The sequence below is a fragment of the Aeromonas sp. Y318-3 genome (genome assembly GCF_027706185.1).
GTDB lineage: Bacteria > Pseudomonadota > Gammaproteobacteria > Enterobacterales > Aeromonadaceae > Aeromonas > Aeromonas veronii.
In genome coordinates, this window is sequence record NZ_JAPDCN010000001.1 from 35,951 (window position 1) to 56,662 (window position 20,712).

Below are 20,712 nucleotides of genomic sequence, written 5' to 3' on the forward strand. Positions count from 1 at the left end.
CTGCCCGTTTCGGAACTGACCACCTGGCTGGCCCATTACTCGCTCGAATATGAGCGCCTGCACCCTCCCCTCCCTGATCCAGAAAAAATCACCCCGGAAGAGTCTCAGTTGTCGCTGAGAGCCGTCCTGCTTTAACCACATCAGAGGATAACCTATGGCCGTATTGCGCAGCCTGGTCACTACGCTCGGCCTGAATGCGGCCCAGTTCCGGGAGGAGCTGGCCCGTTCCCGCAAAGACTTCACCACCTTTGGTGGTCATGTCGTCAACACCGGAAAAGTGGTGGCCGGAGGTGTTCGGACGCTGGTCACCGAGGTGTTTTCACTGCGCAGCGCCCTGATCGCCCTGGGCTCAGGCGCGGCGCTCGCCGGTATCAAGGCGGCGTATGACAGCATTGACAAGACGGCCAACCTTGGCCGAAACATAGGCATTGCCGCACAGCAGTGGCACGCCTACGCCCAGGCAGCGGAATGGGCTGGCACCAACGGGGAGCGCCTGTCGGATGTCGTCAAGGACTTGAACGTTCGGATCTCCGATGCGGCCAAGACCGGCGGCGGGCCCTTGGTGGACTTCTTCAAGCAGATTGGACAGTCGGCCCAGGACTGGGCGGCAATGTCGCCCGATCAGCAACTGCGCTCCTTCTCCGCCGAGCTGCAAAAGATGAGCGCAGCCGATGCCCGTTTTTGGCTCGATGAGCTGAATGATGCAGCGGCAGAGCTGTTCGATACCCTCTACACCAACAAAGGCGAGCTGTTCCGTTTTGCCGACGAGATCGACGGCATGGGCATGGCGTTATCCGGCGGCCAGTTCGCTGCCGTGCGTGAAGCCCGTCTCGAGATCCAGCGCCTGATGTCCGTCATGGGAGCGCTGTGGGAGCAGGTCAAGGCCAGCATGGCCCCAGCCATCTCCGAAGGCTCGCGCCTGATGCGTCAGTGGATTGTCGATGCTGCCGATGCCAAAGGCGGTTTCGCTGAGCTTGGCAAGGGGATGGCGCTCTATGTGATCGAAGGGGTGCGGTCTGCCTCTCTCGCTCTGGAGCAGTTCATCCGAACCATCGACACCACGCTTGAGAAAGCTTCCCTGGTATTTAACATCGGCGCCGACCAGGAAACCCGAAACGGCTACCTGAAAGCTGCTGCCGCCTACTCTGCTGCCCGAATGGATTACAACGAGGCGCTGAGAGATTACCAGGATGCGGGCGAGCCTGATGCCATGCTAGGGCAGCTCGATGCGCTGGGAACCGCTATGCAGCTCGCCAAAGGCGATATGGAAGCGTTCTTGTCCCAGTCCAGCGCTGACGGCTGGGCCTCATATTTCCAGAACTTGGACACCCTGAAAAAGTCTATCCAGTCCGCCGTGACCAGTGGCGGTGATAGCCTGCCTCCTTTGCCTGCCCCTGGTGGGGAGGGGCGCGGCGTAGCCGTGATCCCCGGTGCCATGAAAGCGCCGAAAGCCCCGAAGAAGCCCAAAGCCGTCAACTATGCGGCGGTGGATTCATTCAGGGTTGAAAACAAGGCCATTGCCGCCGAGCTGGACAAGCGTCAGCAACTGCTGGCCAACAGCAACCAAGCGATGGAAGGGATCGACAGGGATTTCTACGACGCCCGCAACGTGGCCCGTATCGAGCAGTATGGTGCCTCTGTCATCGAGGAGCAGAGCCGTTGGCAACAAGCCCAGCAGCGCCTGCAGCAGCAGTATTCGCAAGCCTATGATGCGGCGTCCGCTAACCACGACCTGCAATTCCAGCTCCAGATGGAGTACCACGCAAGCCGGGAAATGCTGGAGCAGGATCACCAGTCCCGCTTGCTGCAGATCGAAAACGACCGGGTCAACAAACAGCGGGAATACCAGTCGGCAGTATCTGCCGAGCTGCTGAGTTTTACCCAGCAGTCCATGAGCATTACCACCTCTGCCTTGCAGCAGGCTGGCATGGAGCACAGCGGCATCTATAAAGCCCTGTTTGCCATGCAAAAGGCTGCCGCCATCCCCTCCATCATCGTGTCAACGGAAGAGGCCGCCGCCAAGGCATTGGCCGCCTTCCCGCCTCCTTACTCCATTGGTCTGTCCAACAGCGTCAGGATGATGGGCTATGCGTCGGCGGGCATGGTGGCCGGTCAGGCGATTGCCGGTTTGTTTGATAAGGGCGGGCACATTCCGGCCAACCAGTTCGGCATTGTGTCAGAGCTGGGGGATGAGTTTGTGAATGGCACCTTGATAAAAGGCCCCGCCAATGTGACCAGTCGCCGCGACTCGGAAGCGATTCTGGCGCGGGCAGCGGGCAAGGGCGGTGATGGTAGTGACGGGGTCACCATTATCCAGCATATCGCTGTATCAGGTGCGGGGGATGCTGCTCTATCCGCCGCGATGGAGCAGGCGGCCCGGCGCGGTGCCCAGCAGGGAGCCCAGCAGGGTTACCAGATGGTGGTGCAGGATGTGGCGGGCCGTGGCCAGATCCGGCGAATGCTCAATGTGTGAGGTGCTTAATTGGCAGATGTAATCGATTGGCCTACGGACATCATCCCCAACGAAATGTCGATAGGGCTGGAGGGACTGACCAGAGACTTTGAATCCATGTCTGGGTCAACCCAGACCTTGGCAATACCTGGTGCCAAGGTAACCGCCCAATTGACGTTCAGAAACCTGCCTGCGCCGGTGGCAAAGCGGTTGAAGGCGCTCGTTTTCTCACTGGAGGGGACATCCGGCAGGGTCAGGATATGGGATTTTTCATCCCAACTGGTTGGCAATCCGCAGCCCGTGCTTGGTCATCCTGTTGTGACTGAAGCTATCTCAATGAAAAAGCAGTTCACATCCCGAGGGTGGACACCCAGCAGGCGGGTGTTAAGCCTTGGTGATTGGGTGCAGGTTGGTGATGAATTGAAAATGGTGCTGGCTGATGTCTATTCGGATGCAGCTGGTACAGCGCTTGTGCGTATCTCTCCGATGGTTCGTCAAAACTACCCGTCAGGCACCCCGCTGGTTGTCGCTCGGCCTTGTGGCGTATTCAAGCTACAGGACAACAAGCAAGGGGTATTCCACCATTCCCCTGGTGTGTTTACGGATGTCACCCTGTCCCTGATTGAGGCGTTTTACCCATGATCATGACCGGCCTTGATCCCGCCATTGTTGCCGCATTGAACCGGCCCAATGTGACGGCGTTCTATGCCACCAAGATAGATCTCCCGAGCGGCATAACCCGTCTGCACACCGGTCTTGGGGAGGCCGTGATCGGGGGTGAGGTCTATTACGGCATAGGTGCCATGGGGCAGATCAGCCCCCAGAAAGAACAGCTCACTACGTCCCCGACACAACTCAACATGACCCTGACCGGACTTGATAACTCCCTGTTGGCTGAGGTGATGAAAGAGCGCCTGGTTGGGCGCTTGGTCTGGTTGTTCCTGGTTGTGCTGGACGACACCGGAGCCTTGGTGGCCGCCGCCTTGCAGTATAAGGGGCGGATCGCGTCAACGCCGGTGAAGGTGGGCAGAACCAACGCGGTACAACTGACGATCTCCAACATCTTTGAGGACTGGAAAAAGGGGCTCTCCATGCGTTGCACCGATGAGAGTCACCGCCGCCTCTTCCCTAACGATGCGTTTTTCAGGCTCCAGACCTGGATGGCCAACTGCACCATCTTCTGGGGCTCCGCGAAAGATGGGCCTGACTCGACCTATAAGGATTGACCATGCGCTATCAAGACTGGCAGCAGCGGATCATTGCTGCTATCGAGGCCGCCTCCGGGCGGCCTTTTCTTTGGGGCTCGGCTGACTGTTGTTTGTTTGTCGCCGATTGCTGTGTCGCGGCTTGTGGCAAAGACCCAGCCGCCGATTACCGCAACCGCTACACCACGGAAATTGGCGCCAAGCGGGTGCTGGCCAAGCTGCACGGCTCCATCCCTGCCGTGCTGGATGCCCACTTTGAACGGGTGATCCCTGAAATGGCCCAGCGCGGGGATGCCGTGGTTTTCGAAAGTGACCTTGGCCAGACGGCTGGCGTGATGTGGGCCGGTCAAGTGTGGGCTATGACGGATCAGGGGGCCGCCCCTGTGCCTGGTGTTGTTCCCCTGATAGCCTGGAGAGTTGAATAAATGCCCCCTGTCATTGTTCCTGTGTTGGTGGGTGTGGCGGCTGGCTCCGGCGCGTTCTTTGCTGCCGGTGTTGCGCTGACTACCGCCTACGCCATCGGAGCCATGGCCTCCATGGCTGCCATGATGCTAACCACCAAGACCCCCTCCTTTTCTGATTTTCGTGGGGCCAGTGAGCGCAGCCAGGTGCTGCGAGCGGCCTCCTCTTCCAAGGTGGCCGTCTATGGTCGCGTGATCTCGTCTGGCCTGCTCTCCAATGCCAAGGAGCAGGTGGGGGATCAGACTGAGGGGGAGCTGATTTATCTGGCCCTCACTATCGCGGGGCACAAGATAAACCGGGTGGGCCGTCTCTGGCTGGGTGACGACCTGATCGAGACGTTCGGTGATCTGGCCAGTTACGAGCTGCACAATGATCGCCAGACCTGTGACCCCTACATGTTGGCGAACTGCCCGAACTGGCGAGAGGACATGATCGGGCAAGGGATCGCCTGGGTGCGTCTGACGCTCAAGTTCAACGCCGAGAAGTTCCCCTCCGGCCTGCCGAATATCAAGATGGAAAAGTTTGGCGCTGAGGTATGGGATCCCCGCGATGGCCAGGTCAAGTTTACCGACAATGCCGCGCTGGTCATTTTGGACTATTACCGCCGCTGGCTGGGGGTGCCGGATGATGAGCTGCGGCTCAATGAGTTCATCGTGGCCGCCAATATCTGCGACGAGTTGATCACCCTCCAGGACGGCACCAAAGAAAAGCGCTACGCGATCAACGGTGAGTTCGACCTGAGTGAGGCCCCCGCCAAGATCCTGGAAGACATGCACATGTCCTGCGCGGGTCAACCGACCTATGTCAGCGGCATGCACGGCATTGTCGTCGGAGCCTACTATGGCCCCGCCAGTGAGGACTTGTTTGATCATCAGTTGCAAGGTGACATTGATCTGTTGCCTGAGCCTCCGGCCAGCGACCGCATCAACACAGTGGTGGGGACTTTCATTGACGGAGAGACGTTCCAGAAGATGGACTTCCCCGCCGTCAAGGTGGCCCAGTGGGTTGAGGAAGATGATGGCCAGGAGCTGACCGAAGATCTTGATTTCCGGTTTGTCACCTCCCCCTGGCAGGCCCAGCGCCTGGCTAATATTTTGCTGCGCCAGCGTCGTACCTCCCGCACCATCACCTGTTCGGTCAATCTGTCAGGTTGGCAGTACCGCCCAGGCTCTTACCTTCGCCTCTACATTCCCGCCCTGGGGATCAATGGCGTGGAGTTCAGAGTGGTTGATTGGTCATTCGATCTGATGGATGGCGTCCAGCTGACCTTGCGTGAGGAGTCGGTGGGGGTGTGGGCCGATGCCATTGGCTTGCCGATGGAGCGCCCTGACATTACCGATTTGCCAGTGGGCGGCATGGCAATGCCTGACCAGCTCCGGTATGAAGTCGAAACCGTAGGGGAGATCGTTCAGGGCGTGCTGTCCTGGCGCAACGTCGGCACCATTGCGTACAACCAGGTGATCATACAGCGGCTGACTCCTGGCAAGCCGCCGGTTACCGTCATGACGGCGCAAAGCCCTGGTGAATCTTGCCGAATCAACGGCCTGCCTGCTGGTAACTATGTGGCGATGGTGCGAGCGGTAGCCTTGACTGGCGCCCACTCCCCGGTCGCATCCGTCTCGTTCACCATAGAAGTGCCCGCTATCCCTGTTGGGGTGGAGGTCGAGGCGGGCAACTGGTCCCTGGCATTCCGCCCGGTGTTCACCGGCGGCCAGTCCTACGGCACCTTGTGTGAATGGTGGTGGAGCAAAGTGCAGCTGCCCCTGTCCGAAGTGCAGGGCAAGGCCACCAATGCGGGCTTGGGCGCGTTCATGACGTTTCAGGGATTGCAGCCTGACACCACCTATTACGTGTGGCTGCGGGCCGTCAACGCCTATGGCAAATCCGGCCTGTTTGCCGCCAGCGGGAAAACCTCCTACGACGCCGCCTCCATTCTCGACATCCTGGATGATCAGATCGGTGGCGAGCACCTGCGCGAGGAGCTGCGCAAACCCATCGAGCAGATCCCGGACATCGCCGGCAAGTTGGCACTGGTCGAGCGCGAGTTCACCGATCTGAGCGAAACCATCGCGCCGATTGCTGAACGGGTGCCGGTCATTGATCAGCAGATGACGGGCTTGGGTGACGCCCTGGCGGCGCTCGATGATCGGTCAAAGCAGACCGAAAACCTGCTGCGCGATGAGCAGAACCACCTGGGTCAGATGGGGATAGATACCGTCCTGCAGCAAGACAAGCTGCACGGCAAGATTGACCAGGTGCAAAGTGAGATGGGCGATCTGCGCGATGCCATCTTCACGGTTAACCCTGGCACCGGCGAGATTGAAATGGATGTGGTGCGGGCGCTTCGTGATGAGACCCAGGCCAGCTTTACCGAGGTCAACCAGAAACTGGACGCCGCCACCGGCACCTTGGCCACCAAGGCCGATCATGCTGTGGTGGATGCCCAGGGCGAACGGCTTACCGAGGCCGAGCAGGTACTGGATGGCATCAATGCCAAGCTCACCCAGACGGTCACCAAATCGGAGTTCACCAGCGAACAGCAGCGCCTGACCGAGGTCAGCAGCTCTCTGGATGCCGCCCTGGGGCAGATCCAGCAGAAGGCTGCCCAGTCCACCGTGACCGAGCAGGGCGAACGGCTCGCGGCGGCAGAGCAACGGATCACCGTCAACAGCGATGCCCAGTCGGCCCTGGCCGAGCGCGTATCCGGCCTCAAGGCCGAGCTGGAGGCAGATGACCAGACCCTGCTGGCCAACATCACCGAAGTGGCGCGGGTCAGTACCGAGGCTGACCAGGTGTTAGCTGAGCGGGTCAGCGGGGTCGAGGTTCGCACCGGCACCGCCGAGGGCAAGATCCGGGCGCTGGAGCAGATTGTCGAGAGTGACGGCGGGGTCACCGCTGGCCGCTTTGACGAGATCACCGCCACCCTGGACCTGACGGCCAAGGCTGCTGACCAAGCCGCCGAGGCCGCCATTGCCAACGTCCTCGCGGGCGATAAGGGGGAGCAGCGTCACCGCCAGGCCGAGGCATCCATTCGCCGTGACCAGCAGGTGCAGCTTGATCTTCATCAGGCTCTGGCGAGCGAGGTCACCGACCTCAGTGCCAAGTTCGAAGGGGAGAAGGCCGCCACCACTGCCCGTCTGACCGAGGTTCGGGAGGTGATCGCCGGGGTGGAGCAGTCTACCGCCCGGGAGATCAGCCAACTCAAGAGCGATTATCAGGCGGCAGACAGCGAGACCAGCGCCGCCCTGGAGGAGAGCAATCGCACCCTGAGCGCAGCCGATCAGGCCATGGCTGAGCGTATGACCCAACTGCAAGCCACCCTGGAGGGGGATGACCAGACGCTCAACGCCGCTATCCTGGAAACCCAGCGCACCCAGGCGCAGGGGGATCAGGCGCTCGCTGAGCAAATCGGTCAGCTCAAGACCTCCACCGGTGAGCAAGCCGCCCAGCTTACCAGCCTGGGTAAGGTGGTCAGTGATGGCCAGCAGGCCACCGGCGAGGCGCTGCAACAGCTCACCACCAAGACGGATAACACCCAATCCGCCGTTGGCACCCTCTCCGAGGCCGTAGCAGAACAGGGCAAGGTGTTGGCAGCCAAGCAAGATGACCTCTCGGCAGAGGTCGATCTGACGGCCCTGGCCAGCATCGGCAATACACTGTCGGATGAGCGGGGGGAGGAGAGGGCCCGCAAGGCTCGCGCCGAGATCACCCGTCGGCAAGAGACCCAGGCCGACGAACACCAGGCGCTGGCCCGCGAGGTGACCCAGTTCCGTGCCGAGTTCGAAGGGGAGCAGGCGGCAACGTCCGCCGCGCTCACCGGGGTGCGGGAGGTGATCGCCGGGGTGGAGCAGTCCACCGCCCGGGAGTTAAGCCAGCTCAAGACCGATTACCAGGCGGCAGACAGCAGGACCAGTGCCGCCCTGGAAGAGAGCAACCGCACCCTGAGCGCAGCCGATCAGGCCATGGCTGAGCGTATGACCCAACTGCAAGCCACCCTGGAGGGGGATGATCAGACGCTCAACGCCGCTATCCTGGAAACCCAGCGCACCCAGGCGCAGGGGGATCAGGCGCTGTCTGAGCAACTGACCCAGCTTTCCGCCAAGGTGGAGACAGGTGACAAGGCGCTCGATGCGGCCATCAAGCAGACCCAGCAAGCCCAGGCGCAGGGGGATCAGGCGCTGGCCGAGCAACTGTCTCAGCTTCAAGCCAAGGTGACCAGTGGTGACACCACCCTGGGGTCGGCCATTCAGCAGAATCAGCAGGCCCAGGTGGCGGGGGACAAAGCCAACGCCGACGCCATCACCAAGGTGCAAGCCAGCCTCAACCAAACCACGGCAGCCGTGGAAACGGCGGCCAAGGCTGTTGCTGACCTGAAAGGCAACGTGGAGGCGGGCTGGTACACCAAGGCCCAAATCGCTGGAGAAGGGGGCGGCTTTGGCCTATCGGTCAAGCTGAATGAAGATGGCACTGTGCTGAGCACCTTCGTGATCGATGCGGATGTGTTCGCCGTGATGTCGAGGGCGGGCGGTGCGACGACAAAGCGCCACCCGTTCGTCATCAAAAACGGCACCGTCTACATGAACCACGCCATGATGGACACGGCAGAGATCGGCAATGTGATCGCTAAGTATATCAAGGTCACCAACCTGTCAGCCGTCACCATCGAGAACAGCCAGTTCAAAGGGGGAAATGCTGGGTTCGGGCCTGGCGGCCCTTACAGCGGCTGGGGCGAGGGGTGGCACACCATCATTTATTCCGATGGCACCATCCGCACAAACCGTCTCTATGCCGCTGAGGGGTCGTTTACCGGTGAAGTGAATGCCAATCGGGGCACTTTCAACAACGTAGTTATGCGAGAGAACTGCCAGATCCTTGGTAAGTTGAGCGCTAACCAAATAACGGGGGATATCGTCAGAACCTATGCGCTTAATTTGGCAGCGGAGGTTCATATCGCAGCGATGCCTTTTACTCGCAGATGTACCTTTATTCTCACTGTATCCAGTGGTTCATCAACCACTACCGCCCGCGTCTATATTAACGGTGTAGAAATGGGGGCTTTAACAGCAAGAGATTATGGAATTGGTCAAGGTTCAACGATGAACAAAAACTTTGATTTCACACTATCTGCAAATACGGAATACACGATCAAATACGATCGCGATAACAAAAACTATCAGTACGCATCTAGCTCGTGTCTAGCCATAGTGTGTATGGCGTAATTACGTAGTTTAAAAATATTCTTAATCGGATGTTCATGTATAAACCCGGCCTTGCGCCGGGTTTTCTTTTGAAGGAACCTTGCAATGGCAGGACTTTGGCCGCGCACCGGCAATGTGACAGTGACGAATGGCAGCAAGATCGTCACCGGTTTTGGCACCAAATGGAAAACTGGCACCCTTCCCATTCAGAAGGGGCACACCTTCTATGGCCCGGACAACTTCGCCTATGAAGTGGATACCGTGGTCAGCGATGAAAGCCTCACCCTGGTAGAAGCGTATCGAGGCGGCACCCTGGCTAACCAGGGCTACCGGATCGACATCACCCGCACCTCGACCATCAGCCAGTTTGCCGCCGACTTGGCGTCCCTGGTCGCCAAATACCGCGCCTGGTTCGACGGCATGATGACCTGGCTGACCGGCTCGGGGGATGTCGCCATCCTCAACCCGGACACCGGCGCCAACGTCACCATCCCCAGTTGGAAGAAGGTGGCCAGCGAGGGGGAGGGGCAGACGGCCCGCGCCAAGGTCGAAGCCGACCGGGCAAAGACCGAAGCGGATCGCGCCCTCACCGAGGCTGACCGGGCAGCGGGGATCGTGGCGCTGGCAGCGCTTCCCATGCCGGATGTGTGGGCGCCGCTCAGTGACAGTCTGCGCCTCATCACCGGCTATGGGCGGGATGTGCTGGTCGGGTCGGATGTGGTGGCGCGGATGGTGAATTTCAGCCGGAGCACAACAGCGTCATACAAAGGAAAGGATGGGCAGCAAAAATCAGCAGCCGTGAATGAACCGCGCTTTGAGCGAGAGGGGCTGCTGAATGAGTTGCAGAGCACAAATCTAATACAAACGCCAGGCACACTAACGACACAGACAATTCAAGTTTCAGCTGGGACGCACACATTGTCGTTTTTTGGTGTCGGGTCTGTCACCTTGTCTGGAGCTGCGACTGGCACTCTTGCTGGTGTGGGGGCGAGTGACAGGGTGGCTATGACATTTACTGCTACAGCGGGTGCGCTTACGTTAACCGTTGCAGGGGTGTGCTCAAACGGGCAGATTGAAGCACTTCCTTTTGCTACGTCATATATGCAGCCATCAGGCGCCGCAGTGACACGAGCTCCTGATGCCGCGTACCTGCCAGCCGCTGGCAATCGATTCGCTTTCCAAGGGTTTACTGTTGCGTTTGAGTGGGACTTGCTGGGAGTCAGCGACCGGATAGCAGATAACCGATTGATAGACCTCGATAACGACGCATCATCAAACCGCCACTATGTCGGAGTTTCTCAAGAGCGTCGGCTAGTGGCGATGTTCGGAACAAACAAAATTGTTTCACAATCAGCTGTGATGTCAGGCCTCTGCGTGCTTGTAGTGAACGGCCCCAGTTTTTCTCTGTACAACAACGGCTCGAAGATTGGGACTGCAACGGTTACAGGAAGAGCTGAGACTGCAAATGCCAGGTTGTATCTACTTTGTAACAACACGGGGCTGTTTCAAAGTTCTGGCCACATGCGAAATCTGCGCATCTGGCACAGAGCGTTATCTGAAGCACAAATAAAGGCTATCGCATGAACGACTTTATCGACCTCAACCTAAAGGCAGCCGATATGGCCGCCATGACCAAGGCGCTTATCTCTGCCGGATTTATCAAGGACGGCGAGACCGGTACCCTCTATCACCCTGCCGCCTCGCTGCAACTGTTGCCGCCTGGCATGGTGACGCGCCTGACTGGCGATGTGCAGGTTGTCGATGGGGTGGAGGTGGTAGTGCGCGAGCCCGTCCCTGGCTATCACGCCAACGTCAGAACCCAAGACCCTGCAATGGCCGCCGCCCTGGCGCCGGTGACGGTCGTTGTTGAAACCCCGCAATACGTCTGGGCATAGGGGACACCATGATCGTTCGTCTTGAGCCGATTACGGCTATCGTCGTCGCCGTGCTGCTGGGCTGGGCGTGGAATACAGCGACCGCTCCGGGGCCTGTCTGTCAGGTGCAGGAGCAGCACCAGGGTAAAACCGTCTTGGTGCCACGCCCCTGCGCCGATGTGCTGCCAAAGTAATTGAACCCGCCCCGGCCATGTGCCGGGGCTCTGAGGCTCGAATCGCGATCTGGAACTATGGGCGCCACAACAATCGCCATGATTACCTCCAGAAATGATGCTCCAGTTTGGGGCCATCTTGGGGCCAAAAAATGCAAGAATGATGTGTTTGGGGCTAAAATGGGGCCACGAAAAGAGCTGGGGAAAGCCAAGATTAGCTGCTGATAACTAATTGTAAGCCTCTGAATTTGCCAGCTTTGTGTGGCTCTTTGTAGCTCATGCTGGCTCGCGGGCGGCTTCAATGGTTCATCGTGTAAATAAATTGAGCCATTGGCTAATTCTCTTCCTTTTCAGCAGGTTAATGTCTTGGCATTAACAGACTGATGTCGTGGTGGGGCCAGGTCGACACAGGTCAACCGGGTTCCAAAAAACCCGTCGATTGTAAACCAACGGACGAGGGGGGGCAAAGGCGGCACCCGGCTATGTCCCCCCTTTGCCAACGAGGTCACGCCTTGCTGCATCAGCTGTGCAATTTGGGCATGATGTGGGCTGCCATTTTGTTCCGGAGTCCTCATGAACCCATCTCCTCAAGCCCCCCTGCTTGCCACCTTTTTGTGTGCCATGGGATTGGACGCTGCCCTGAGCGAAGCCCTCTGTCAGCGTTTGCCACGGCAGACGCTGCGCGCCGGTCAGGTGCTGTTGGCGCAAGGGGCCGAACAGGAGGCTGCCTTCTATATCGAAACGGGCATCTCTCGTGCCTGCCATTACACCCGGGACGGGCAGGAGCGCTGCAAGGAGTTCTACTTCGAAGGGGAGCTCTGCCTGCTCTATGACAGCTGGCTCACGGGGGCGCCCGCCCGCTACCAGCTGGAGGCGCTGACGGAGTTGCAAGTTGTGCGGGTTCCGATCGCCCTGCTGGAAGAGCCCGTTTGGCAGCCGGTTTGCATGGCCCTGCTGCGACAGCAGCTCGGTTACAAGGAGCGCAAGGAGGCGTTTTTGCTGCTCCACTCTCCCGAGGAGCGTTATCGGGAGCTCTGCCACACCTTCCCTCACTGGCCTGCGCGGCTCACTCAGGTGCAGCTCGCCAACTATATCGGTATCAGCCCGGTCACCCTGTCACGGATCCGCAGGCGCATTAACACGGGTTAATGCCGCTCTCCGACCATCCCCTCATGCTGCGCCATCCAAATGACGGATGAGGTGTGGATGATGTCGCTGTTTCTGTGGTCGCAGCTGGTAGTGAGCCTGGCCTTGTTGCTCGATCTGTTGTCGTTTCAGTTGCGGGATCGCCGTAGGATCCTGGCCTGTCTGGCCCTCTCCTGCGCGCTCAATGCCGGTCACTTTACCCTGCTCGGGCAGTGGTCGGCCGCCAGCCTGTTGCTGCTGGCCAGTATGCGCTTTGTTGTGAGTATCTGGCTGGTTCGCCGCATCTTGATGTGGTTTTTCATGGGGTTGGCCTGTGCAGCGGCGCTGGCGACCTATCAGGGCCTGCTCTCATGGATCGGGCTGCTGGCGAGCTTTCTGCAAACCCGTGCCGCGTTTTGCCCGGATGATCGCCTGTTGAGGCGCTGGATGCTGCTCGGTACCCTCTGCTGGGTGGGTAACAACTTGCTGGTGGGCTCACCGGTCGCCGTGCTGATGGAGGGGCTGTTTCTGATCAGCAATCTGGTGGGTTACTACCGCCACTATGGCTTCGATTATTGGGGGCGTGGCCGCCACAGTGAGCGTAGAAAGATAAGTGTGCCGCCTTCCGATCGGGCGACCTTCTGATTTTCCGCTCAGGGCTGCTTGTGGCCAGCGAAGTAAAGCACCCGTTTCACGTACTCCTGTGTTTCGTCATAGGGTGGGATGCCGCCATAGCGTTCCACCGCTTTTTCCCCGGCATTGTAGGCCGCCGAGATCCGCACCCAGTCGCCATCGAAGCGGCGATCCAGCCACTTGAGATAACTGACGCCGCCCTTGATGTTCTGAGCAGGATCAAAGGGTTGAGTGACACCAAAACGCTGCTGGGTTTCGGGGATGAGTTGCATCAGCCCCTGAGCATTCTTGGGTGAAACGGCGCGGCTGTTGAGATTGGATTCGGCGATGGCAATCGCCAGTACCAGCCGTGCATCGACCTGATGGCGCTTGGCTGCGTGGCGCAGCATGGTGGCCAGCTTCTGTTTGCCCGGTGACTGGCGCGCCAGATAGGCCTCGACATTGAACGGTGTGCTGGGCAGGGCGAAATAACTCCCTTGTCCGCCGCGCATGCCGACACCGCACTGATCGCCCATGGGGGCATTGCCGACCCGCGGGTTGTAGTAGCGGCTGGCCTGCTGGTTGCCAAGGCGCATCGCCATGGCGAGATAGCTGTTGGCCATTTTCGCGCTGCGCACCGAGGCGGGGCCGGTGGCGAGCAGACGCCCGATCCGGAAGTAACCTTCGGGATTGCCGGTGCTGGCGGCTACGCAATAGAGGGCTATCGCCTTTTGCAGATTGCCGTGTTGCTGGGCCACTTGACCCTGCTTGATCGCCGTTAGCGCCTTGGGGGCCTGTCTGAAATCCCTGCCTTGTGCCATCGCCCGCGGCGTACCTGCCAGTAACAACGACAAAAAAAGCAGCAAAAACAGTCCGTTTTCGCTGATGTGCCTCATGGGTTATCTCCTGTTTGAGTACAGAAGATATAGAGGAACATGGCTGCTATCGCCACGAACCCAGTGGATCCTGTTGTTATAGCGTGGAGATTTCAGAGAGCAAAACGGTATGGAACTAACGGCATCTCGACCGTTTCACACCATTTTTCATCCGGTTAAAAGTCGTGGTGATACTCCTGCTCATCCACTACGGCGGGAGGAAGCGCGCGATAGAAGCTGCCAATTTCGCTGACAACCCAGAGCGAAAGCAGGGCCAGCAGGCTGAGCAGGGGAAGCAGAGAGTGGCTCTGGGTCAGGGCATAGGCCGCAATGGCGGCACCGATCAAAAGCAGGGTTCGGATCATGAGGTGGCTCCTTGTCGTCATGGGGTGTTGCGTGGCCACGGACAGAGCGCCTGGGGTCGGGAGTTGTTCCCGGGTGGCACGAAGCGCACTGAGTATATCGCGTCATGCCGCTGCCGATCCGTGGTGTCATCACACTTTCCATAGTCATGGGTTTCGTATCGAGTTGGGCCCCGCCAGATGCGGGGCCAGTAATGGTTTGACGGTCAGAAGAAACCGCCGTTGTTATCGTCACTGTCGGCCCAGCCGCCACTCAGGTTATCGTCGTCGAGAAAACTGCTGCCAGCATCGGGAGGTGAATCCCAGCCGTCCCAGCGAACCGGTTCCGCATCGACCGGATTGGCGATGGGGGCAGGCTCTATGATGTCGATGATCTCCTCGGGCCGATTGCTGTGAAACAGCCCGCCGATCATATCGGCCAACATGACGCCACCGGCCACACCGGCGGCGGTTTGCAGGGCGCCGCCCAAAAAGGAGCTGGTACGGGATGCTGGCTGGGCAGGCGCGGATGCCGGTGGCGGCGTAAAGCGCGGAGGCGGGCTGCTTTCGCTACCAAACAGGCCGGAGAGAAAACTGCCACCACTTGGGGTGCTCTGGCTGGCTTCCAGCTCCTTGATCCGCTCGTTGAGGCGAGTAAGGGCAGCATGCTGAAGCAGCAGCGCCTGGGCCATGTAGTAGGGGGCATCGGGCTGCTGGGCCAGATGCTGGCGGATCAGCTGATCCGCTTGTTGGTCTCGCTTGCTATCCCTGGCTTGCGCTTGCTTGAGGCGGTCGAACAGTCCATCGATCAGACCCTGTTCCTGTGATTGCATCTCAAATCCTCGCTATGGTGCGCAGACAATGCGTTCAGCCATCCTAAAACCCGCGGGGCATCAGTGGTATCTGATTAACTCATCAATGACCGAGGGGCTACCCGCGCTCGTCAGCGGGCGGGCCGGTAGTAGTCGAGATACCAGCGGACAAACTCGGCAACCCCCTGCTTGAGGGGCGTGGCGGGGCGCAGGCCGGTGAGGGTGTGCAGCGGTTCGCTGTCAGCCCAGGTGGCGTGCATGTCACCTGCCTGCATCGGCAGCATCCGCTTGATGGCGGGCTTGCCGATGGAATCCTCCAGCGCCTCGATAAAATCGAGCAGCCGCACCGGCTGGCCGTTGCCGATATTGAGGATGCGGTAGGGAGCGGCGCTCTCGGCCGCTCTCTGCTCGCTGGCGTGCCAATCGGAATTGGGGCGGGGCGGCTGATCGGCGACGGCGAGGATCCCAGCGACGATGTCGTCTATGTAGGTGAAGTCGCGGCTGAGATCGCCGTGGTTGTACACGTCGATGGGCTCCCCCGCCAGAATGGCGCGGGTGAACTTGATGATGGCCATGTCGGGCCGACCCCAGGGGCCGTAGACGGTAAAGAAGCGCAACCCTGTGGTGGGCAGGCCATAGAGCGCCGAGTAGGCGTGGGCCATCAGCTCGCCGCTCTTCTTGGTGGCGGCGTAGAGGGAGACCGGGTGATCCACCTGCTGTGCGGTGGAGTAGGGCATCTGATCCCCCATGCCATAGACCGAGCTGGAGGAGGCGTAGATGAGGTGCTGAATCCCGTGGTGACGACACCCCTCCAGCACCGTCAGCATACCGGTGAGGTTGCTGTCGGCATAGGCGAACGGATTGTCGATGGAGTAGCGCACCCCCGCTTGCGCACCCAGATGGATCACCCGTTCGAAACGGTTGCTGGCAAACAGGGTCGCCATCGCCTCGCGATCCGCCAGATCCAGCCGCTCGAAGTGAAAATGGGGGAAACTGGCCAGTTGGGCCAGCCGCGCCTCTTTCAGACTCACCTCGTAGTAGTCGTTGAGGTTGTCGATCCCCACCACCTGATGACCTGCGGCGCACAGCTGGCTGGCCACGTGAAAGCCGATAAAACCGGCGACGCCGGTGACCAGATAGATCATGGTTGAGTCTCCGGGTTGCAGCTGGTGTTGGCAGGCGGCTTTTTGGCGGGAAGATGTGGTCGCCCGATGGCGTGATAGTCAAACCCGAGTTCGCTGAGCTGGCGCGGGTCATAGAGGTTGCGGCCATCGATGATGACAGGCTGGTTGAGCAGTGCTTTCAACTGTTGGAAATCGGGGGCGCGAAACGCCTGCCATTCGGTACAGATCAGCAGGGCATCAGCCCCTTCCAGCGCAGATTCCTGAGTGGGGCAGAGCAGCAGATCCGGCCGCTGGCCGTAGATCTGGCGGGCGCGCTCCATCGCCTTGGGATCAAAGGCCTGCACCCGGCCACCGGCAGCCCAGATGGCGGCCAGCAGCGGGCGGCTCGGCGCATCGCGCATGTCGTCGGTGCCGGGTTTGAACGCCAGCCCCCACAGGGCGAAGGTGCGGCCGCGCAGATCCGGGCCGAAGCGGGTCAGCAGGGTTTGCGCCATCTTCTGTTGCTGGCGCTGGTTGACCTGCTCGACCGCCGCTAAAAGCGGGGCGTCGCAGCCGACACTCGCCGCGGTATGGCGCAACGATTTGATATCCTTGGGGAAGCAGGAGCCTCCGTAGCCGCAGCCCGGGTAGATAAAGTGGTAACCGATGCGGGGATCGGCTCCCATCCCCTGACGCACCGCCTCGATATCGGCCCCCAGCTGCTCGGCGAGGGCCGCCATCTCGTTCATAAAGGAGATCTTGGTGGCCAGCATGGCGTTGGCGGCGTATTTGGTGAGCTCGGCGCTGCGCAGATCCATCACCACGATCCGGTCGTGATTGCGGTTGAAGGGGGCGTAGAGGGCGCGCAACTGCTCAAGTGCCCGCTCGCTGTCACAGCCGATGATGATGCGATCTGGCCGCATGCAGTCGTTGACCGCCGCCCCCTCCTTGAGAAACTCGGGGTTGGCCGCCACCTCGCAGGTGAGGGTCTGCCCACGTTCGGCCAACTGTAGCTCAATATGTTCCCTTACTTGCTGCGCCGTGCCGACCGGTACTGTGCTCTTGGTCACCACCAGCTTGGGGCGGCTCATCAGTCGGCCTATGGTGTCGGCCACCGCCAGCACATGTTGCAGATCGGCCGAGCCATCCTCGTCAGCCGGGGTGCCGACGGCGATCAGCAGCAGATCGGCGTGTGCCACGGCAATGGCGGGATCGACCGTGAAGCTCAGGCGGCCGCTGGCAAGATGGCTCTCGACCAGCGGGGCCAGCCCCGGCTCATAGAAGGGGATCTGCCCCAGCCTGAGGGCGGCGATCCGCTCGTCATCCACATCCACGCAGCAGACCTGATGGCCCACCTCGGCCAGAACGGCGGCCTGCACCAGCCCGACATAGCCTGTGCCAAAAATGGTGACCTTCATGAAAAGTGCCTCGTGCTGTGAATGGAGTGATGGCGCGCTTAAACCGCGGCATGCTGCATCTTGGTGCAGCGAGTGTCAATGCCAGATGACAGGCACCAGAATGGGGCGTTCAGCCTGACTGTTGTGATCCTTTTCACAAAAAATAGACTGGACCCCATAACGAAGCCCTGTGGACAGGGCTCGCAGCCCGCCCGCAACGGCAGGCGACAGACACTCTCTCTTTACTTCGCTTGGATACAGGTTATGGACAACACCTCGATTCGCACTGCCCATCCCATTTATGAGGATGTGCTGGCCCTGCTGACGGCGGCCGGCTTTGTTTCTCTCGGCATCTTTCTGTTTCATCAGGTTGGCCTGCTCACTGGCGGCACCGCCGGGCTGGCGCTGCTGCTGCAAAAGGTGACTGGCATCAGCTTCGGCCTGCTGTTTTTCGGCATCAACCTGCCCTTCTATGCGCTGGCATGGCTGCGGATGGGGCCCCGTTTTACCTTCAACACCTTTGTCTCGGTGGCGGCAGTCTCCTACATGACCGATCACCTCAACGGTGTATTGCAGATCGGCAAGATAGAGCCCCTCTATGCGGCGCTGATCGGCGGCACCCTGATCGGCATGGGGCTGCTCATCATGTTTCGCCACAAGTCGAGTCTGGGGGGCTTCAACATTCTGGCGCTCTTTATTCAGGATCGCTTTGGCATCCGGGCGGGCAAGCTGCAGATGGGGCTCGATTGTGCCATTGTTGTCGCCTCGTTTTTCGTGGTGCAGCCCTGGATTCTGGCGCTCTCCATCGTGGCGGCGGTCATCTGTAATCTGGTGTTGACACTCAACCATAAGCCGGGCCGCTACCAGATTGCCTGACGAGCGGCAGCCGTGACGCGATAAGACAAGAGTGACCCGATAGCACGAGGCGGCCTGATGGCCGCCTCGTCTGTTTCTCCCTTGGTGTTTGTTCGCTGCGCCTAGCTTGCCTGTTCCAGCCTGCTGTCGCCGCTCATGGCGTTGCCATTGATCGCGCTGCCACTGATGGCGTGATCATCAGCTGCGAGCGGGGTGTGGCAGGCCACCTGATGATGGGCCTCATCACACGCCTCAAGCTTGGGCGCCTTGCTTTTGCACAGCTCGGTCGCATGTGGGCAGCGCTGGTGGAAGTGGCAGCCGCTTGGCGGCGAGATGGGGGAGGGCACATCGCCGGTCAGCAGAATACGCTGGCTGCGCCTGCGCGGGTCCGGTACCGGAATGGCGGAGATCAGCGCCTGGGTGTAAGGGTGGCGCGGCGCCAGATAAAGCGACTGGGCATCCGCCAGTTCGACGATCCGTCCCAGATACATCACCGCGATGCGATCCGAGATGTGTTTGACCACCGACAGATCGTGGGCGATGAAGATGATGGAGAGGTTCATCTCCCGCTGCAGGCTGAGCAGCAGGTTGACGATCTGCGACTGCACCGAGACATCGAGGGCCGAGACCGCCTCGTCGCACACCAGCAGCTTGGGCTTGAGGGCGATGGCGCGGGCGATGCCGATCCGCTGGCGCTGACCGCCGGAAAACTCGTGGGGGTAGCGATCCACCGCACTGCCCGGCAGGCCCACTTTCGCCAGCAACTCCTGCACCCAGCCGCGGCGCTGCTCAGTGTTGCCTTTACCGTGGATGATAAAGGGCTCCTCCAGGATCTGGCCCACGGTGTGGCGGCTGTTGAGGGATTCTGCAGGGTCCTGAAACACCATCTGCATCTCCTGACGCAGGGAGCGCATCTCCTTCGGGCTGAGGGCGGTGATGTCGCGCCCCTCGAAGGTGATGGTGCCTGCGGTCGGCTCGAACAGCTTGAGCAGGCTGCGCCCGAGGGTGGACTTGCCGCAGCCCGACTCACCCACCAGCCCCAGCGTCTCTCCCTGCTTGAGATCGAAACTGATGCCATCCACCGCATGAACCGTATATTGCTTGCGCAGGAAGCCGCCTCCCAGCCGGAAGTGCTGTTTCAGATCCCTGACCGATAACAGAGTGTTCATGGGGTCAACTCCTTCCAGTAGTGACAGGCGACATGGTGGCGCGGATTGAGTTGCTCCACCGCCGGAATGGCGCTGATGCAGAGATCGGTCGCATGGGGGCAGCGGTTGGAGAAGCGGCAGCCAGCGGGCATCTCGTGCAGGGCTGGCACCTGTCCCTTGATGGTCTTGAGCAGGCTCTTGGGCTCATCCTCAAGGCGCGGGATCGAGCTCATCAAGCCGTGGGTATAGGGGTGACGGGGGTGGTCAAACAGCTCGAACACGTCGGCCTGTTCTACTGCCCGCCCGGCATACATCACCACCACTTCGTCGCACAGCTCAGCCACTACCCCCAGGTCGTGGGTAATAAAGATGATGGCCATCCCGGTCTGGGCCTGCAGCTCTTTCATCAGTTCGAGGATCTGTGCCTGAATGGTGACATCCAGCGCCGTGGTCGGCTCGTCGCAGATAAGCAGGTCTGGCTCGCAGGAGAGGGCCATGGCGATCATCACCCGCTGGCGCATGCCGCCGGAGAGGTTGTGGGGATAGACCGCAAAGCGCTGGGCCGGTTCCGGGATCCCCACCTTCTGCAGCATGGCAATGGCCGCGGCTTTGCGCTGGGCCTTGTCATACTCCGGGCGGTGGAGGCGAAACACCTCCATCAGCTGCTCACCGACCGTCTGCACCGGGTTGAGGGCCGTCATCGGCTCCTGAAAGATCATCGAGATGCGGTTGCCGCGCACCTTGTACATCTGATCCGGCGCAAGTGACAGCAGCTCCTCCCCCTGAAAGCGGATGGAACCGGCCACCACCTGACCGTGGGGCTTGGGCAGCAGCCCCATGATGGCGAGTGAAGTGACACTCTTGCCACAGCCGGACTCGCCAACGATCCCCAGCGTCTGACCCGGTGCCACCTTGAAGCTGACCCCGTCGAGCACCTTGATCTTGCCGTCGTCGACGGCGAACTCCACCTCAAGATCGCGTACTTCGAGGATTGGGGCCTGGTGCTGGCCGTGATCAACGGCGAACTCCCCCCCGTTATCCGGTACGTCAAGAATGGGGGCCTGAGTGTTGGGCATAACG

General features: G+C 60.3%; 18 protein-coding genes. 11 read left to right on the forward strand and 7 right to left on the reverse strand.

The window, feature by feature from the left end; all coding sequences use genetic code 11:
• Nucleotides 1-154 precede the first annotated feature (154 nt).
• The 10 genes from OKB77_RS00265 (at nt 155) to OKB77_RS00310 (ending at nt 13,134) form a co-directional block, all read left to right on the forward strand.
• On the forward strand, nt 155-2,473 hold the full coding sequence (locus tag OKB77_RS00265) for a hypothetical protein (protein ID WP_270816774.1): 2,319 nt from the start codon (nt 155-157) through the stop codon (nt 2,471-2,473).
• A gap of 9 nt (nt 2,474-2,482) precedes the next feature.
• Complete coding sequence (locus OKB77_RS00270; RefSeq protein ID WP_103857854.1) at nt 2,483-3,094, forward strand: hypothetical protein; 612 nt, start codon at nt 2,483-2,485, stop codon at nt 3,092-3,094.
• The gene (locus OKB77_RS00275) at nt 3,091-3,678 is read left to right on the forward strand and encodes a hypothetical protein (RefSeq protein WP_270816775.1); all 588 of its coding nucleotides are present in this window, start codon (nt 3,091-3,093) and stop codon (nt 3,676-3,678) included. The genes OKB77_RS00270 and OKB77_RS00275 overlap by 4 nt, the downstream gene beginning before the upstream one ends.
• A gap of 2 nt (nt 3,679-3,680) precedes the next feature.
• Entirely contained in the window at nt 3,681-4,082 is a 402-nt protein-coding gene (locus OKB77_RS00280) for a DUF6950 family protein (protein WP_270816776.1), read from the forward strand.
• The gene (locus OKB77_RS00285) at nt 4,083-9,338 is read left to right on the forward strand and encodes a phage tail tip protein J-related protein (protein ID WP_270816777.1); all 5,256 of its coding nucleotides are present in this window, start codon (nt 4,083-4,085) and stop codon (nt 9,336-9,338) included.
• Nucleotides 9,339-9,422: 84 nt separating this feature from the next.
• A complete protein-coding gene (locus tag OKB77_RS00290) occupies nt 9,423-10,901 on the forward strand; it encodes a LamG-like jellyroll fold domain-containing protein (protein ID WP_270816778.1) in 1,479 nt (492 codons plus the stop codon).
• Nucleotides 10,898-11,212 carry a hypothetical protein gene (locus OKB77_RS00295; protein WP_270816779.1) on the forward strand — a complete coding sequence of 105 codons (315 nt, stop codon included), beginning with the start codon at nt 10,898-10,900 and terminating at the stop codon, nt 11,210-11,212. The genes OKB77_RS00290 and OKB77_RS00295 overlap by 4 nt, the downstream gene beginning before the upstream one ends.
• Before the next feature lie 8 nt (nt 11,213-11,220).
• The gene (locus OKB77_RS00300; RefSeq protein WP_164884649.1) at nt 11,221-11,385 is read left to right on the forward strand and encodes a hypothetical protein; all 165 of its coding nucleotides are present in this window, start codon (nt 11,221-11,223) and stop codon (nt 11,383-11,385) included.
• Nucleotides 11,386-11,937: 552 nt separating this feature from the next.
• Nucleotides 11,938-12,513 (forward strand): Crp/Fnr family transcriptional regulator, encoded by a 576-nt coding sequence (locus tag OKB77_RS00305; RefSeq protein WP_150390316.1) that lies wholly within the window; start codon nt 11,938-11,940, stop codon nt 12,511-12,513.
• 57 nt (nt 12,514-12,570) lie between these two features.
• Nucleotides 12,571-13,134: a YgjV family protein gene (locus OKB77_RS00310; RefSeq protein WP_064338695.1), complete on the forward strand. Its 564-nt coding sequence runs from the start codon at nt 12,571-12,573 to the stop codon at nt 13,132-13,134.
• Nucleotides 13,135-13,142: 8 nt separating this feature from the next.
• On the opposite strand, the gene OKB77_RS00315 is transcribed toward OKB77_RS00310, so the two are convergent.
• The 5 genes from OKB77_RS00315 to OKB77_RS00335 all read right to left on the reverse strand — a co-directional run bounded on the left by OKB77_RS00315 (nt 13,143) and on the right by OKB77_RS00335 (nt 17,650).
• Nucleotides 13,143-13,997, reverse strand: a complete 855-nt coding sequence (locus tag OKB77_RS00315) for a lytic transglycosylase domain-containing protein (protein ID WP_064338694.1) — start codon at nt 13,995-13,997, stop codon at nt 13,143-13,145.
• Between the two features lie 155 nt (nt 13,998-14,152).
• Nucleotides 14,153-14,341 carry a hypothetical protein gene (locus tag OKB77_RS00320; RefSeq protein ID WP_064338693.1) on the reverse strand — a complete coding sequence of 63 codons (189 nt, stop codon included), beginning with the start codon at nt 14,339-14,341 and terminating at the stop codon, nt 14,153-14,155.
• Nucleotides 14,342-14,544: 203 nt separating this feature from the next.
• The gene (locus OKB77_RS00325; protein WP_064338692.1) at nt 14,545-15,150 is read right to left on the reverse strand and encodes a DUF2076 domain-containing protein; all 606 of its coding nucleotides are present in this window, start codon (nt 15,148-15,150) and stop codon (nt 14,545-14,547) included.
• A 110-nt stretch (nt 15,151-15,260) separates the two neighbouring features.
• Nucleotides 15,261-16,274, reverse strand: a complete 1,014-nt coding sequence (locus OKB77_RS00330) for an NAD-dependent epimerase (protein ID WP_088870054.1) — start codon at nt 16,272-16,274, stop codon at nt 15,261-15,263.
• Nucleotides 16,271-17,650, reverse strand: a complete 1,380-nt coding sequence (locus OKB77_RS00335; RefSeq protein WP_088870053.1) for a UDP-glucose dehydrogenase family protein — start codon at nt 17,648-17,650, stop codon at nt 16,271-16,273. The genes OKB77_RS00330 and OKB77_RS00335 overlap by 4 nt, the downstream gene beginning before the upstream one ends.
• Before the next feature lie 243 nt (nt 17,651-17,893).
• Here OKB77_RS00335 and OKB77_RS00340 point away from each other — a divergent pair, with 243 nt between their 5' ends.
• Nucleotides 17,894-18,505 carry a YitT family protein gene (locus OKB77_RS00340; RefSeq protein ID WP_005349421.1) on the forward strand — a complete coding sequence of 204 codons (612 nt, stop codon included), beginning with the start codon at nt 17,894-17,896 and terminating at the stop codon, nt 18,503-18,505.
• A gap of 101 nt (nt 18,506-18,606) precedes the next feature.
• On the opposite strand, the gene OKB77_RS00345 is transcribed toward OKB77_RS00340, so the two are convergent.
• Both OKB77_RS00345 and OKB77_RS00350 read right to left on the reverse strand, forming a co-directional pair.
• Nucleotides 18,607-19,653 (reverse strand): ABC transporter ATP-binding protein, encoded by a 1,047-nt coding sequence (locus OKB77_RS00345; RefSeq protein WP_265776138.1) that lies wholly within the window; start codon nt 19,651-19,653, stop codon nt 18,607-18,609.
• Nucleotides 19,650-20,708 carry an ABC transporter ATP-binding protein gene (locus OKB77_RS00350; RefSeq protein ID WP_100646685.1) on the reverse strand — a complete coding sequence of 353 codons (1,059 nt, stop codon included), beginning with the start codon at nt 20,706-20,708 and terminating at the stop codon, nt 19,650-19,652. The genes OKB77_RS00345 and OKB77_RS00350 overlap by 4 nt, the downstream gene beginning before the upstream one ends.
• Nucleotides 20,709-20,712: the final 4 nt, after the last annotated feature.